Here is a 15,511-nt window from a genome sequence, read left to right as displayed (position 1 = left end):
ATCTAAGCAATCCTTTTATTTTTGCAATTTAAAGCACCTACATCAAGAACTTCAGGCTGTTGTGCTGTATGTGGATGCTCATTACCAGCATAAACACGCAAGTTTTTCATTTGACGGCGACCAAGAGGACCACGAGGGATCATACGTTCTACAGCTTTTTCAATAACTCGTTCAGGAAAACGCCCTTCGAGAATTTGGCGAGCTGTGCGTTCTTTAATGCCACCAATATAACCAGTATGCCAATAATACTTTTTATCGGTATATTTTTTCCCGGTGAGAGCTACTTTATCTGCGTTTATAACAATAACATTATCTCCATCATCAACATGTGGAGTGAAAGTAGCTTTGTGTTTTCCACGTAAGCGGTTAGCAACGAGCGTAGCAAGACGACCTAAAACGAGGTTTTCTGCGTTAATAATGACCCATTTTTTTACCACTTCGGCTGGCTTTTGTGAAAAAGTTGCCATGAAGTATCCTTTATAAGAATCCCTTTGAAAGTAAGGGCATTTTTTGTTGCTTGGCGTTGTGTATTACTATCACAACAAAATACATTACAAGTATGCTATTTATTTGATATAATGTCTGATGATTTGCGTCAAGAGAAAATAAAACTTATATACGTGTACTGTTATAATAACTTTACCAATGATGATTTACTCATTTAAGGCGTGATTGTATTTTTGTTACTTGTTGGAGTATTATCAACAATAATGCGGCGATTTCGTTATTTACTTAATGTTCAATCTTCTGCTTGTAATCAAGCTTGGATTGATGCTCTTGATATGGATAGGATTAATAACGCTCGTGCCATTTCTCAAAAATTTGGTTTACCAGATCAACTTGCGCGGGTTCTTGCAGCGAGAGATGTTGATGAATCGGAAGCTATAGCTTTTATTAACCCAACACTGCGTATTTTAATGCCTAATCCAAAAAAGATTACAGATGTGGATTGCGCAGCAGAGCGTTTAGTTAAAGCTATTATAAATCGAGAAAAAATTGCTGTTTTTGGCGATTATGACGTTGATGGTGCTTGTTCAGCAGCGCTTTTAGCGCGTTTTTTACATTGTTTTGGTATAATAGTAAAAATCTATATTCCTGATCGTATTATTGAGGGATATGGTCCAAATGAACAGGCAATGAAAGGATTGGTACAAGAAGGGGCAAGTTTAATTATTACTGTTGATTGTGGTGCCAATAGTCCGGATGCAGTAAGAGCAGCGAGGCTTGCGGGTGCTGATGTCATTGTTTTAGATCATCATCAAATGGAGAATATTCACGAAGAAGCTGTTGCCCTTGTTAACCCTAATCGTCCTGATGATTTTTCTGAGCAAGGACATTTATGCGCTGCTGGTGTTGTATTTATTACATTAATGTGGGTTAATCGTTTATTGCGGGAGAAAAAATGGGGAGGGGCGCTGCCTGATCTTTTAAGTATGCTTGATCTTGTTGCATTAGCTACTATATGCGATGTTGTTCCATTGCAAGGTGTTAATCGTGCTTTTGTGGTTAAAGGGCTTCAGGTAGCTCGGTCTATGTATAATCCTGGAATAGCTGCTTTAGCGAAGGTTGCACATATAGGAGAGCCACTCAATAGTTTTCATTTGGGTTTTTTATTGGGACCCAGGATTAATGCGGGGGGACGTATTGGAAATCAGGCCTTAGGAGCATATTTGCTCAGCTGTAATGATAGAGATGAAGCAGATAGAATAGCACAAGAGCTAGACCGACTTAATAAAGAACGTCAAGAAATGGAGATGACTCAATTAGTTCAAGCTGAATCTTATCTTGATGCTATTTATCAGGAGAAAACAATACCATCATCTTTTGTGATTGCTCATAAAGAATGGCATCCTGGTATCATTGGCATTCTTGCAGCTCGTTTAAAAGAACGCTTTTTTTGCCCTGTTTTGGTAATAGCTTTGAAAGAAGATGGAAGAGGTATTGGATCGGGGCGTTCAATTAGTGGTATAAATTTGGGAGCACTTGTACGTGAAGCAGTTACATTAAATTTATTAGAAAAAGGGGGAGGACATAGTATGGCAGCGGGATTTACAATTCAGTCAACAAAAATTGAAGCTTTTCGTGAATGGCTAGAAGAAAAAGTGTCTTTACTGGTTTCACAATTACGTGCTGAGAAGTCTCTCAGTATAGATGGTTTTCTTTCTGCTTCTGGTGCTAATAAAGATCTTTTTGATATGATTGAAAAGGCTGGTCCTTTTGGTTCAGGAAATGCTATACCTGTTTTTGCCTTTCCTTCTCATCGGTTAGTTAACTTATATGAAGTTGGAAAAGGCCATTTGCGCCTTATTATTTCTAATATTGAAGGCGAAAAATTGCAAGGAATCGCTTTTGGTGCAGTAGGAACACCACTTGGTCAGTTTCTTTTTGAAAATATTGGTAAAACAATTCATTTGGCTGGTAATCTTAGTTTAAATCATTGGAGAGGAAACGTCAGTCCACAATTGCGTGTTATTGATGCAGCTGCAGTAGTTTAATAAATACATTTTAAAGATCAAATATCTAGATTATCTGCAAAAGTGGAGTTTTCTTGTATAAATCGAAATCGTGCTTCTGGTTTAGTCCCCATTAAACTTTCGACTATATTTGTAGTTTCTTGTATGTTAACTGAATCGATAACAACACGTAAAAGCGTGCGTTTTTGCGGATGCATGGTTGTTTCTTTAAGTTGTTCAGCGCGCATTTCTCCAAGGCCTTTAAAACGTCCAATTTCAATTTTAGCCTTTCCAGTAAATTCAGTTTTTAGCAATTCATCTTTATGGATATCATCACGCGCATAAGCAACTTTTCCTCCTTGTGATATTCTATAAAGAGGAGGCACAGCGAGATATAAATGGCCCTGACGAATAAGATCAGGCATCTCTTGAAAGAAAAAGGTAATCAAAAGTGATGCAATATGAGCACCATCAACATCTGCATCTGTCATAATAATAATACGCTCATATCTTAAATCATCTTCCCGATATTTAGAACGCGTTTGACATCCTAGTGCGAGAATGAGATCACTAATTGTTTGGCTTGCACTCATTTTTTCACGCGCTGCACTAGCTACGTTTAATATTTTTCCACGAAGGGGTAAAATTGCTTGATTAATTCTATTTCGTGCCTGTTTGGCAGAGCCACCAGCAGAATCACCCTCAACAATGAATAATTCAGCTCCAGCAGCAGAATTTTGGCTACAATCTGCTAATTTTCCAGGTAGTCTTAATTTACGTACAGCAGTTTTTCGATTTATTTCCCTATCTTGGCGCCGTTTTAAGCGTTCTTCAGCTCTTTCAATAACCCAATCAAGAAGTTTTGTCGCTTCTTGTGGAGAATTAGCGAGCCAATGATCAAAAGGATCACGTATTGCATTTTCAACAATACGGTGTGCTTCAATTGTAGCTAGTCGATCTTTAGTTTGTCCAACAAACTCAGGTTCTCTGATAAAAACTGAGAGGATTGCAACTGCTGAGATCATCACATCATCAGAAGTGATGATGGCAGAACGTTTATTACCTATTAATTCGGCATAAGCTTTTAAGCCACGCAAGAGAGCTTGTCGTAATCCTGTTTCGTGTGTTCCACCTTCTCCAGTCGGAATAGTGTTACAATAAGATTGTACACAAGCATTACCACCATACCAAGCGATAGCCCATTCAACTGAACCATGACCACCATGTTGTTTTGTTTTACCAGAAAAAACTTCAGAGGTTACACGATATTCATTTTTTAATGAGGATAATAAATAGTCTTTTAATCCATCTGGAAAATGAAAAATAGCTTTTTCAGGAACATTTTTTATACCTTCAAGTATTATAGGATCACAATTCCAGCGAATCTTTACTCCACCAAAGAGATAGGCTTTAGAGCGAGCTATCTTATAAATTTTCTCTGGTTCAAAAGCTGCTTTTTCGCCAAAAATTTTACTGTCGGGATGAAAGCGCACACGCGTACCGCGACGATTATAAACATCACCTAGATTTTCTAAATCAGATTGAGGAATACCGCGTGAAAAACGTTGGCGGTAAAGTTTACGTTCTCGTGCTACTTCAACTTCCATATCATCAGAAAGAGCATTAACAACAGAAATACCTACTCCATGTAATCCACCAGAGGTTTGATAAGCTTTTCCATCAAATTTCGCGCCTGAATGAAGTTGTGTCATAATGACTTCAAGGGTAGATTTATCCGGCATTTGGGGATGATTTTCAATAGGAATTCCACGCCCATTATCTGTAACTGTTATATAACCTTGTCCATCTAATGAAACATCAATTAAATCGGCATAACCAGCAACAGCTTCATCCATTGCATTGTCGATAATTTCAGAAAATAAATGATGAAGCGCTTTGCTGTCTGTTCCGCCAATATACATCCCAGGCCGTAAACGTACAGGCTCTAAACCTTCAAGTACTCGGATAGATAAAGCGTTATATTCATTTTCTTCTGTATCATTTTGGGAAGCAGATACAGAAATTGCCCGAGATACCTCTTGCCGGCTTACTGAAATTGGCTTATTTTTTTCTTTCGTTTCTATGCGAAATTGAGCATTATTTAAAATACTAAAAAGATCTTTATTATTGTCGCTCATAGCACTCGATCGTTTATCTAAATTTAGGTTATATAAATAAACCTTTAATCAGAATTAAGTTTTATGCCTGTTTTTTATTTAAAAATCAATGCACTTAAGAAATAGCAATTGTTGGACCAAAAATTTGTTCAAAAGTTTGTTTCATAGCAATATCAACATCATGCATTGTTACAGGTAAACCTAGATCTAATAAACTTGTTACACCGTAATTTGCAATTCCGCAGGGAACAATTCCTGTATAGTGAGATAGATCAGGATCGATATTAATACAAATGCCATGAAAGCTTATCCATCTACGCATACGAATACCAATAGCAGCAATTTTATCTTCTGCTGGTGTTCCATTTATTGTTGGTGGACGATCAGGGCGAATAACCCAAACACCAACTCGATCTTCGCGACGTTCTCCTTTAATGTTAAACTGTGCAAGTGTTTCGATGATCCACTGTTCTAATGCACTAATAAAAGCGCGTATATCTTGTCTTCGACGTTTAAGGTCAAGCATAATATAAGCAATACGTTGTCCTGGACCATGATATGTAAATTCACCACCACGACCTGCTTCATATACAGGAAGAGAATGAGGAGCTAATAAATCTTTTTGTTGAGCACTTGTTCCTGCTGTATAAAGAGGAGGGTGTTCGAGAAGCCAGACTTGTTCGTGTGCAGTTTTTGCAAAAATATTCTCCACGCGTTCTTGCATATAGCGTAATGCTTCAGGGTATTCGACTAAACTATCACTTATTTTCCACTCAACTGGTGAAGTATGGTGAGTTGCTTTAAAATAATGTGATAAATGATTGCGATCAGTATATTTCAATTTAGATGTCACCAAAAAAATGTATATTAAAGTTATTTGGTCTTTTATCACTTAAAATGATAGCACACGATATAGAGTTGCTTCTTGAAATGAAAATTAAAAAATAAAGAGTATCGACATTGTCATTAAAATGAAGGTTATTATTCTAAATCATTACAGTCTAACAAAATCTTAAAATAATTAGAAGATTTTTGATTAATAATTGAATTTATTATTATATTTCGTTTTTTAATAATTTTTTATCGTATGGATTAATATTTAATATATGAAGTGATAAAATTCGTCTTTTAAAGATATTTTACCATCTTCCTGACGCTCCACCACCACCTGATGAGCCACCTCCACCTCTAAAACCACCGCCATTTGAATGTCTTCTGAAGTTACCATCGGAGCGTCTGCCATTAGTGCTCAAATTGATAAACCAAAGAGTAAAAATGATTCCCATCCAGCGATATTTTTGTGGACCTACTTTTTTACCAAAAATCATTGCTAAGATGGGTAAACCAATCACTGTAAAAAAGATTAAAAATATAATTGCATTAACTATCATTTCTTCTTCTTTTTCTCGTTGACGTTGTATTTCAATGGCTTTAGCCTTTTCTTTGATTCGAAAAGTAAAATCAGAATCATTTTCTATAATAATTCTCGCAATTGCATTGATTGCTTCGATAATTCCCTGTTGATAATTTTTTTTACGAAAATTAGGAAGAATAAAATTATTAATAATGACGGCAGAAACTGCATCTGTTAATTCTCCTTCTAAACCATAGCCAACTTCAATACGTACTTCACGTTCATTTGGTGCAACAACAAGTAATACGCCATTATTAATCTTCTCCTGACCTAAAGCCCATTTTCGGAAAAGGGTATTACTATAGGTTTCAATATCAATTCCAGAAAGAGTAGGGATAGTTACAATAACAATTTGATCACCTGTTTTTTTTTCTAAAGCAGAAAGCTTTGTTGTCAGATTTTCTATTGTTGCTTGATCAAGTAAGTGAGCTATATCATTAACGTGGCCAGTTAAGCGAGGGAATGAGCTTTGAGAATAGACAACACTATTCAATATAGTAATTAAAAATAAAACACTTATAAAAGCCAAAAAATATAAAATAATACTACGTTGAATAGAATATCGAAATAGCATCATTTAATTAAAATTAACCTGTGGTGTTTGGTGAGCATTACTGTCAATAGTAAATGTTTGCATAGATTTTGCATCGCGAAACCATAATTTTGCCCAAAGCATTGTTGGCATTGTTTTAAGTGCAGTATTATACATACGTACTGCTTCAATATAATCACGACGAGCAACAGAAATACGATTTTCAGTTCCCTCTAATTGTGATTGAAGAGTTAAAAAATTCTGATTTGCTTTAAGGTTGGGATAATTTTCAACAATAGCCATCAGGCGTGAAAGTGCGCTTGATAAATTTGCTTGATTACTGAGATATTGTTGCATAATTTCTGGGTTATTTAACATATCAGCATTAATGGTTGTTTGCGTTGCTTTTGCCCGTGCTTCGATAACATCAGCAAGTGCAGTTTTTTCGTGTGATGCATAACCTTTAACAGTTTCTACAAGATTAGGAACGAGATCTGCACGACGTTGATATTGGTTTAACACTTCACTCCACGCTGCATGCGCTTTTTCTTCATTTGTTGGTATCACATTAAATCCACATCCGCTTAAAAATGGTATTAAAAACGCTAAAAAAATAACAATAAAAAATAGCTTTAATATTTTTAATTTAGGATAGACAGTTATAGTTCGTTGTGTAGTGAGTGCATCTAGCATAAAATATCTCCAAAAACTTATTCATGTATATAGGGCATAGCTTATTATATGACAAAATTTATATGACAAAATATTTTGAACTTTGTAAATTAGCTCATTTATATTAACGGATTAGTCTAATTTTCAATAACTAGTTTAGCGAAAAAGCTAATTATTCATTCTTTAACAAGAATTTATGAATCTTGGTTATTTATTAATGATTAAAAATTAAAATGATTATTGAAGTTACTCCGCACAAAAAATGTAATTATGGAATTCCAAGTGTTTGTGTTATCTCTGCTAAAGAGACAACAGGAAAGCTTAAGCCAAATTCAATATTTTTAGAAGAAATTATAGATAAAATACGTTAATAAAAAAGTTTTCAATCAGAACGAAAATTAATCAATAAAAAAAATCTGATAATGGCAGTAGCTGTATTTTTTGCTTTGTTTGAATTATTAGCAAAAGTTTTTTGCTTGGTAAAAAAGCTGAGAGCTGTAATGTGCTTTTTTGTATTGGTTTGTCTCTAATTTATCTGAAGAGAGAAGACTGTACTGTCATCAGCTCAAAAAACAAAATTTGATAAGACAGATCTTAAAGTATAGCAAAGAGATTGGCCTTTATCGCTTTTATGTCTGTTATTGATATTACCCATCTTTATGGGATGCATCAAATTCTCATTAAAAATAGTTTAGGCTTTTAAAAGCTTGAGTAAATGGACTTTATTATAGCATATAATTTCACAACTCTAATTCCTACGTGCTCATCAATAATATTTTTTAATATTTTCTATGCATAAATTAATAAAAAATTGTTGAGACGATTCGTTGAATATGTCTATCTGCTATTCTTAAATTAAAAGCATTTATAAGTTATTCACATAAATATATACTATTTGTTTAATAAACTATATCGTGATTATTTTATTCAAGATTCTACTTTAATGAATTGATTTTATTAAACTTTAATGACTATTTTATCTTTTTAAAATGGTATTTATCATTTCTAATAATATAATAAATATTTTGAACGTTGTGTTAAGCTATTGATAAAAAGTCAATTTTAATAATACCATACACATTCGCATGGGAGTAAGGATTTTTAATAGCGTTAATTTCCTTATCATATGCAGAGATTTTAGTTTTGTTTGTTTAAATGATGTAAATATAGAAATAAGCGGGTTGATAAATGCTTTTAGATAGCAGAGTAAAATTTACCTCCATTGTTAAACTGATATTTCGATTTATTTTTATAATAGTTGCCACTCAATTGTTGACAGCTTGTGCAAGTCCAATAATGCAACTTTCAACAAAAAATATTGATAATAATAAAGTTATAAAGGCTAAAGCTGTTTCTGTACCTGAAAGAATTTTAAATGGACAAAATAAATCAAAAAATAAAGTTGTAAAACGAGCTGTTATTGGTAAACCTTACCAAATAAAAGGAAAGTGGTACTATCCAAAAGCTGATCCAACATATCAGCGTGTTGGGCAGGCATCGTGGTATGGTTCGTATTTTCATGGACGCTTAACTGCAAATGGTGAAGTTTATAATATGAATCTTTTAACTGCAGCACATCCTACTATGCCGTTACCTAGTTATGCTCGTGTTACTAATTTGAAAAATGGATCCTCTATCATTGTTAGAGTAAATGATCGTGGTCCTTACATGAAAAATAGAATTATTGATCTATCAAAACAAGCTGCAACAATGCTTGGTTATTTAAATCAAGGCACCGCGGATGTTAAAGTAGAATATGTTTCTGAAGCACCCATTAATAATTATGATAGTGAATATTTAATAGCTTCTTATAAACCTGGAAATTATAACCCATCTATGATGATGGCATTATCAAATAGCATAGAAGCACAAAAAGATGTTACATTATTTACTTTTAATGCGAATAATGATAATGTGAGCAATCAAAATGAAACTATTTCAATAAAATTGCCGCAAATTGGCCCGGTTTTGCTTGATAAGCCCACGTCATTCTATCAAGTTGCTTCTATTAAATATTTAAAATAGGTTCAGTAAGCTAGGCGTTTAAAGCATTTTTCTAATCTGCAAACACTTTATTTAAAAAGAGAATAAATCTTTTCTTGTGTAATAAACCTCTTTATGTTGATTCTAAAAAATAGGGAGAATCAGCATGTATCTGTTATTAAAAGTTTTATTTTCCTTAGTTTGGATATTAATATTCAATGAACAAGGACAAACAAAAAAATTTCAGACATCTGCATTACAATTACTGATATTTGATGATAATACAGATACAATACTTTTTGAAAAACAAAGCGACGTTGTTTTTTTTCCTGCTTCATTAGTAAAATTGATGACAGCTGAAGTGGTTTTTTATCAACTTAAAAAAGGATTTTTAAATAAAACACAAAAATTTAAAGTCAGTGAAAATGCTTGGAGAAAAGGGGGGGCACCTTCCGGTACAACCACTATGTTTGCAAAGGAAAAAACAGAAATTAGTGTTTTTGATCTTTTGCAGGGTCTTATTATTGTTAATGGAAATGATGCAGCTATTACTTTGGCTGAAGGAATAGCTGGTAATGAAACTAATTTTGCAAAATTAATGAATAAGAGGGCTAAAACACTTGGATTGCTACAGAGCCATTTTGTTAACGCAACAGGGCTACCTGAAAAAGGGCAATTTATAACATTACGTGATATAATTACGTTAGCACGCCATATTTCTCGCGAATATCCTGATTATTATGCTCTTTATCGTGAGCCTAAATTTACTTGGAATAAGATTACTCAACATAATAAAAATTCCTTTGTTTTTCAAGAAAATGATATAGAAATAGAGGGGCTAGGTTTCGGTTATAGTGAAGAAATAGGTTTTTCAACAGTTGTTTCTGCTTGTAAGAATCAGCGACGTATTTTTCTTGCAGCTAACGGTTTGCAAAATAAAAAAGAGCGTACAAAAGAAATAGAACGCATTCTTGAATGGGCTATGACAGCTTTTGATCTTAAAACAGTTTTTACAAGAGGTGAGACGGTTGGTTACGCTTCTGTTTATGGTGGAGCACAAAATTCTGTTCCGCTTATTGTTAAAGAACCGATAAGTTTTATGCTTTCAAAGCAAAAAACTTTTAATGATGTTAAAGCAATAATTCAATATCATGGTCCGTTAAAAGCTCCTATCACTATAGGGCAAAAAATTGGTATTATTCAAATTTTTTCAGATAAACAACTTCTTGTTGAAAAATCAATCTGGGCTGGAGCAGATATTCAAAAAGGCAATTTTTTTGCAAAAGTAAAAGATGCAATTTATGAAATAACAATTGGATGGTCACGAAAATACTTATAATGCGCAAATGTGCACCAAAATAAGGAATTAAGAGATTCTTACATGTCAGGCTATTTTATTACATTTGAAGGAGGAGAGGGCACAGGAAAAACAACTCAAATTTCTTTGCTTGCTCAACATTTAGGTAGAAAAGGTTACGATGTTATTATAACACGTGAACCTGGAGGAACAGCAGGTGCAGAAGCAATACGCTATATTTTATTATCAGGTAGCGTAGCCCAATATGGGCCATTTATTGAAACGTTTTTATTTACAGCAGCACGTGTTGATCATGTTTCTGAAATCATTAAACCTTCTTTGCAAGCTGGAAAGATTGTTTTATGTGATCGATTTATTGATTCTACACGTGTTTATCAAGGATTAGATAATAAAGTGGATGCACATATTTTTTCTATTTTAGAGCATATTGGTATGCAAGGAATAAAACCTGATTTAACGTTTTTATTAGATATACCTGCAAAACTTGGGATGGAGCGTGTAAACTTACGAAGAAAAAAAATAGAAAAAATTGATTATTTTGAAAAAGCTAGTCTAGCTCTTCAAGAACAAAGACGCCAAGCTTTTCTTGAATTAGCGAAACATGAACCTCACAGATTTCAAGTTATTGATGGGACATGTTCAGTCGAAATAATCGCAGATCAAATAAAAGATATTTGTCATCAGGCACTATTGGCTTTTCCATGAATGATATAAATTTTTTACGTCAGTATGACGATATTGATGGCATTTTATCACCTTCACAGAATAATATCCTCATTGGCCATGAAGAGGTTCGTCATTTTTTAGAGCAAATGCTTAGAGAAGGGCAGCTACATCATGCGCTATTATTTGAAGGAGAACGTGGAATAGGAAAAGCAACGTTAGCATTTCATCTTGCTTGGAATATTTTAAACTCTCAAAAAAATAAATTTTTACAACCAAGACAAGATTCAATCATATGGCGCCAAATTAAGCAGGGTAGTCATCCTGGTATTATACACGTCTCACGTCGTTTTAATGCAAAAACAAAAAAGTTCAAAACGGGTATCACAGTTGACGATATCCGTGATATCAAGCATTTTTTAAGTCAGACGTCTCAAGATGGTTTGTGGCGCATTATCATTATTGATTCTGCGGATGATATGAATAGAAATGCTGCAAACGCTATTCTTAAGACACTTGAAGAGCCTCCAACAAAAACTTTATTCATTATTATTTCTCATTCTTTAGGAAAATTGCTTCCAACAATTCGTTCACGTTGTCAAAAAATCTCTCTAAGACCTTTACATGATGATGAAATGCAAAAAGCCATTTCACATTTTTTTCCTAATCAGGTATTAACTAATCCGCAAAATATTGAAACAATTATTCAAAAATCTCAAGGTAGTCTTCGAAAAGCAGCATTACTTCTTTGTCATGGTGGACTTGAAATTATTCAAACCATTAATAAACTCTTAGAGCAATCTATTTGTGATCCAGTTATTGTACATAATCTTGCTCAAGCACTTTCGTTATCTGATACAGACATACAATTTCAACAGTTTTGTGATGAAATTCTTGATAGAATTCATAAAAAAGCTATTATGTTGCTAAAAGAGGGAGCTATTCATTTATCGAAAAAGTATGCAGAAACATGGCAAAATATCTTTCAAGAAATAATAGAAATACAATCATTTAATCTTGATAAAAAGCAATTCGTCATTAATCTTCTTTTTAAAACTCATGAGATTGTTTATGAAAATAAGCTTTTTCCGTGACAATGTTACAAACAAACGTTATGTCATTCATATTCTTTGATTACATTTTATAATGGGCATAATTATGCGTGACATATACTATATAACGACTCCAATTTTTTATCCCAATAGTGCTCCGCATATTGGACATGCCTATAACGCAATTGTAAGCGATGCCTTGGCCCGTTTCCAAAAAGCCGATGGAAAAAATGTATTTTTTCTATCTGGTACGGATGAGCATGGTCTAAAAATGCAACAAACAGCACAGATGTTAAATATGACACCTCAACAACTTGCAGATCGCAACAGTGCTGTTTTTCAAAAAATGCTTGCAATGCTTAATTGCTCTAATAATGATTTTATCCGCACAACGGAAGAACGGCATCATAAAGCTTGTCAAGAACTTTGGAAAAAAATGGAAGCTAAAGGTGATATTTATCTTGGTTGTTATGCTGGTTGGTATTCAGTTCGTCAAGAAGCTTATTATGAAGAAAAAGATACCGAAATTGATCAAGAAGGGATCCGTCGTGAGAAAGAATTAGGATCTCCAGTTGAATGGAATGAAGAAGAAAGTTATTTCTTCAGGCTTTCACGTTATGAAAAAGTTCTTCTTCAGCATTATGAAAAATATCCTGATTTTATTGGGCCTAATGAACGACGCAACGAAATTATAAATTTTGTCAAATCAGGCTTAAAAGACCTTTCCATTTCACGAACAACTTTTGATTGGGGAATTCGTGTTCCAGGGAATCCAAAGCATGTAATGTACGTTTGGGTTGATGCACTTACAAATTATCTTACTGCAGTTGATTTTTTTGATGAAAATTCAAAGAAACGTAAGTTTTGGCCTGCAGATATTCATATTATTGGTAAAGACATTATTCGTTTTCATGCGGTTTATTGGCCAGCATTTTTAATGTCTGCTGGAATTGAATTACCTAAACGGATTTTTGCACACGGATTTTTACTTAACCGCGGTGCCAAAATGTCAAAGTCTGTTGGAAATGTCGTTGATCCTTTTGAAATGGTTGAGCGCTATGGTCTTGATCAAGTACGTTATTTTTTTCTTCGTGAAGTACCATTTGGACAGGATGGTAGTTACAATCATGATAATTTTGTCAATCGCATTAATGCTGATCTTGCTAATGATCTTGGTAATTTAGCTCAACGTTCTTTATCTATGATTGAAAAAAATTGTAATATGAAAATTCCTACACCAGCTGCATTTCTAATTCAAGATGAACAGCTACTGAAACAATCTCTTCAAGTGCTTGAAATTGTACGCCGAACTATGTTAGATCAGGCCCCACATTTAGCGCTTTCAGCTATTTTTTCAGTTGTAGCAGATGCCAATCGTTATTTTGCTAGTGAAGAGCCTTGGAGTTTACGTAAAAATAATCCAGAAAGATTTTCTACAGTTCTTTATATAACCTTAGAGGTTTTGCGACGAGTAGGGATCATGCTTTTACCTTTCATTCCACAATCAGCAGCTAAACTTCTTGACAGTCTTGCAGTTGCTGAAGAGGATCGACTATTGCATCATATTAGTGATTTAAGAATTAAAGAAGAGACTGTACTTTCACCACCAGTGCCAATTTTTCCTCGTTATATTTCTAAAGAAAGCTGATATTGATGATGTTAATTGATACACACTGTCATCTTGATTTTGAGGATTTTTCGCAAGATTTGAATGGAATTATTCAGCGAGCTCTAACTGCCAATGTTGGACGTATGATAACGATTTCAACGCATATTCATAAATTGGATAAGCTTTTAGAAATTACACAGACTTATGATCAAGTCTTTTGTTCTGTTGGAACTCATCCTAATTATGTAAATGAAGAACAAAATATTAAAGTTGAAAATCTTATTCATTTATCAAAGCATCCTAAAATCGTTGCATTTGGTGAATCTGGACTTGATTATCATTACAATTATTCTTTACCTCAAGAGCAAAAGGAAAATTTTATAAAGCATATTATCGCTTCTCAAGAAACACAATTACCTCTTGTAATTCATTCGCGCAATGCTGATTTAGATATGGAACAAATATTACGTGAGAAAACAAAAGAGAAATGTTTTCCATTTATTCTTCATTGTTATTCTTCTGGAATGCAACTTGCTCATACTGCTATTGAACTTGGTGGCTATATATCTTTTTCAGGTATTCTCACTTTCAAGAATGCTCTTGAAATTCGTGAAATAGCGAAAATTGTTCCTCATAAGCGCTTATTGATTGAAACAGATGCTCCATTTTTAGCACCTGTTCCTTATCGTGGCAAAACAAATGAGCCATCTTTTTTGTGTCATATAGCTACTGTTCTTGCTAAAACTATTAATTTAAGCATTGAAGAAACAGTACAAGTAACAACGCAAAATGCCTTTCGTTTGTTTAGTAAAATGAGATAGAACACAAAATGTCTGATCGATACCGTTTTACAATATTGGGTTGTGGTTCATCACCAGGGGTGCCACGTCCTAATGGCTATTGGGGAGTTTGTGATTCAAATAATCCTAAAAATAAACGTTATAGAACTTCTTTATTAGTTCAACGAATTGATAAATCAGGAATGAAAACGACAGTCATTATTGATACTGGTCCGGATTTTCGTTCACAAATGATTAATGCGCGTATTAGTCATCTTAATGCTGCTGTTTATACGCATTTCCATGCAGATCATACTCACGGTATTGATGATTTACGCAGCTATGCCCTCGCACAAAAATGTTTAATAGACATTTATGCAGATGCTTTTACGTTAAAACACCTTAATAAAGCTTTTGGTTATTGTTTTCAAACACAAAAGGGATCACATTATTCACCCATTTTAAAAGAAAATCTTATATATGAAAACAGTGAGTTTAAAATCCAAGGGCAGGGTGGAGCCATTGTTTTTAAGGCACATTTACAGATTCATGGTGCCACTCATTCTTTGGGTTTTCGTATTGGTAATGTTGCTTACTGCACAGATGTTAGTGAATTTCCTGAAAAAACACTGTCAGGTCTTATGAATTTAGATGTTTTAATTATTGATGCTCTCCAATTTAAACCTCATCCAAGTCATTTTTCAGTTGATCAAGCATTATATTGGATAAAATATTTTAAACCAAAACGAGCTATATTAACACATATGGATAACTCACTTGACTATAATGATGTTGCAAACTATGTCCCAGCGCATGTTGAACCAGCTTATCAAGGACTTATCTTTGAAACGAATGTATTATAGTATTATAAGCGTAGCGGATATTTTATAAATTATCGCATAATATATATTATGGAACT

Annotated in this window: 13 protein-coding genes; 8 read left to right on the top strand and 5 right to left on the bottom strand. The window is 33.8% G+C overall.

Annotated features, from left to right (window positions below; translation table 11 throughout):
* Positions 1–2: 2 nt before the first annotated feature.
* A complete protein-coding gene (gene rplM, locus ACJTDF_RS03335; RefSeq protein WP_407966138.1) occupies positions 3–467 on the bottom strand; it encodes a 50S ribosomal protein L13 in 465 nt (154 codons plus the stop codon).
* A gap of 243 nt (positions 468–710) precedes the next feature.
* On the opposite strand from rplM, the gene recJ reads away from it, so the two are divergent.
* Positions 711–2,495 (top strand): single-stranded-DNA-specific exonuclease RecJ, encoded by a 1,785-nt coding sequence (gene recJ / locus ACJTDF_RS03330; protein ID WP_407966137.1) that lies wholly within the window; start codon positions 711–713, stop codon positions 2,493–2,495.
* Positions 2,496–2,512: 17 nt separating this feature from the next.
* On the opposite strand, the gene parE is transcribed toward recJ, so the two are convergent.
* The 4 genes from parE to ACJTDF_RS03310 all read right to left on the bottom strand — a co-directional run bounded on the left by parE (position 2,513) and on the right by ACJTDF_RS03310 (position 7,209).
* Positions 2,513–4,591, bottom strand: coding sequence for a DNA topoisomerase IV subunit B (parE, locus tag ACJTDF_RS03325; RefSeq protein ID WP_407966136.1), 2,079 nt, complete (start codon positions 4,589–4,591; stop codon positions 2,513–2,515).
* 94 nt (positions 4,592–4,685) lie between these two features.
* On the bottom strand, positions 4,686–5,423 hold the full coding sequence (lipB, locus tag ACJTDF_RS03320) for a lipoyl(octanoyl) transferase LipB (protein ID WP_407966135.1): 738 nt from the start codon (positions 5,421–5,423) through the stop codon (positions 4,686–4,688).
* A gap of 286 nt (positions 5,424–5,709) precedes the next feature.
* A complete protein-coding gene (locus ACJTDF_RS03315) occupies positions 5,710–6,561 on the bottom strand; it encodes a TPM domain-containing protein (RefSeq protein WP_407966134.1) in 852 nt (283 codons plus the stop codon).
* Positions 6,562–7,209, bottom strand: a complete 648-nt coding sequence (locus ACJTDF_RS03310; protein WP_407966133.1) for a LemA family protein — start codon at positions 7,207–7,209, stop codon at positions 6,562–6,564.
* Between the two features lie 1,167 nt (positions 7,210–8,376).
* On the opposite strand from ACJTDF_RS03310, the gene ACJTDF_RS03305 reads away from it, so the two are divergent.
* The 7 genes from ACJTDF_RS03305 to ACJTDF_RS03275 all read left to right on the top strand — a co-directional run bounded on the left by ACJTDF_RS03305 (position 8,377) and on the right by ACJTDF_RS03275 (position 15,455).
* Positions 8,377–9,213, top strand: a complete 837-nt coding sequence (locus tag ACJTDF_RS03305) for a septal ring lytic transglycosylase RlpA family protein (protein ID WP_407966132.1) — start codon at positions 8,377–8,379, stop codon at positions 9,211–9,213.
* Between the two features lie 124 nt (positions 9,214–9,337).
* Positions 9,338–10,510, top strand: a complete 1,173-nt coding sequence (locus ACJTDF_RS03300; protein WP_407966131.1) for a D-alanyl-D-alanine carboxypeptidase family protein — start codon at positions 9,338–9,340, stop codon at positions 10,508–10,510.
* Between the two features lie 42 nt (positions 10,511–10,552).
* On the top strand, positions 10,553–11,194 hold the full coding sequence (gene tmk / locus ACJTDF_RS03295) for a dTMP kinase (RefSeq protein WP_407966130.1): 642 nt from the start codon (positions 10,553–10,555) through the stop codon (positions 11,192–11,194).
* Complete coding sequence (locus ACJTDF_RS03290) at positions 11,191–12,246, top strand: DNA polymerase III subunit delta' (RefSeq protein ID WP_407966129.1); 1,056 nt, start codon at positions 11,191–11,193, stop codon at positions 12,244–12,246. The genes tmk and ACJTDF_RS03290 overlap by 4 nt, the downstream gene beginning before the upstream one ends.
* A 64-nt stretch (positions 12,247–12,310) precedes the next feature.
* Positions 12,311–13,852 carry a methionine--tRNA ligase gene (gene metG / locus ACJTDF_RS03285; RefSeq protein ID WP_407966128.1) on the top strand — a complete coding sequence of 514 codons (1,542 nt, stop codon included), beginning with the start codon at positions 12,311–12,313 and terminating at the stop codon, positions 13,850–13,852.
* An 8-nt stretch (positions 13,853–13,860) separates the two neighbouring features.
* On the top strand, positions 13,861–14,634 hold the full coding sequence (locus ACJTDF_RS03280; protein ID WP_407966212.1) for a TatD family hydrolase: 774 nt from the start codon (positions 13,861–13,863) through the stop codon (positions 14,632–14,634).
* 8 nt (positions 14,635–14,642) lie between these two features.
* A complete protein-coding gene (locus ACJTDF_RS03275; protein WP_407966127.1) occupies positions 14,643–15,455 on the top strand; it encodes an MBL fold metallo-hydrolase in 813 nt (270 codons plus the stop codon).
* Positions 15,456–15,511: the final 56 nt, after the last annotated feature.

The sequence above is a fragment of the Bartonella bennetti genome (assembly GCF_045945445.1).
Taxonomy (GTDB): Bacteria; Pseudomonadota; Alphaproteobacteria; order Rhizobiales; family Rhizobiaceae; genus Bartonella.
The sequence above is the reverse complement of the archived record's forward strand: the minus strand, read 5'-3'. Positions and strand labels throughout refer to the sequence as shown.

Excerpts from the sequence above, each read along its gene's own strand:
- metG (WP_407966128.1), top strand. The coding sequence starts at position 12,311 with ATGCGTGACATATACTATATAACGACTCCAATTTTTTATCCCAATAGT.
- tmk (WP_407966130.1), top strand. The coding sequence starts at position 10,553 with ATGTCAGGCTATTTTATTACATTTGAAGGAGGAGAGGGCACAGGAAAA.
- ACJTDF_RS03290 (WP_407966129.1), top strand. The coding sequence starts at position 11,191 with ATGAATGATATAAATTTTTTACGTCAGTATGACGATATTGATGGCATT.
- parE (WP_407966136.1), bottom strand. The coding sequence starts at position 4,591 with ATGAGCGACAATAATAAAGATCTTTTTAGTATTTTAAATAATGCTCAA.
- ACJTDF_RS03280 (WP_407966212.1), top strand. The coding sequence starts at position 13,861 with ATGTTAATTGATACACACTGTCATCTTGATTTTGAGGATTTTTCGCAA.
- ACJTDF_RS03310 (WP_407966133.1), bottom strand. The coding sequence starts at position 7,209 with ATGCTAGATGCACTCACTACACAACGAACTATAACTGTCTATCCTAAA.
- recJ (WP_407966137.1), top strand. The coding sequence starts at position 711 with ATGCGGCGATTTCGTTATTTACTTAATGTTCAATCTTCTGCTTGTAAT.
- ACJTDF_RS03315 (WP_407966134.1), bottom strand. The coding sequence starts at position 6,561 with ATGATGCTATTTCGATATTCTATTCAACGTAGTATTATTTTATATTTT.
- ACJTDF_RS03275 (WP_407966127.1), top strand. The coding sequence starts at position 14,643 with ATGTCTGATCGATACCGTTTTACAATATTGGGTTGTGGTTCATCACCA.
- ACJTDF_RS03305 (WP_407966132.1), top strand. The coding sequence starts at position 8,377 with ATGCTTTTAGATAGCAGAGTAAAATTTACCTCCATTGTTAAACTGATA.
- rplM (WP_407966138.1), bottom strand. The coding sequence starts at position 467 with ATGGCAACTTTTTCACAAAAGCCAGCCGAAGTGGTAAAAAAATGGGTC.
- ACJTDF_RS03300 (WP_407966131.1), top strand. The coding sequence starts at position 9,338 with ATGTATCTGTTATTAAAAGTTTTATTTTCCTTAGTTTGGATATTAATA.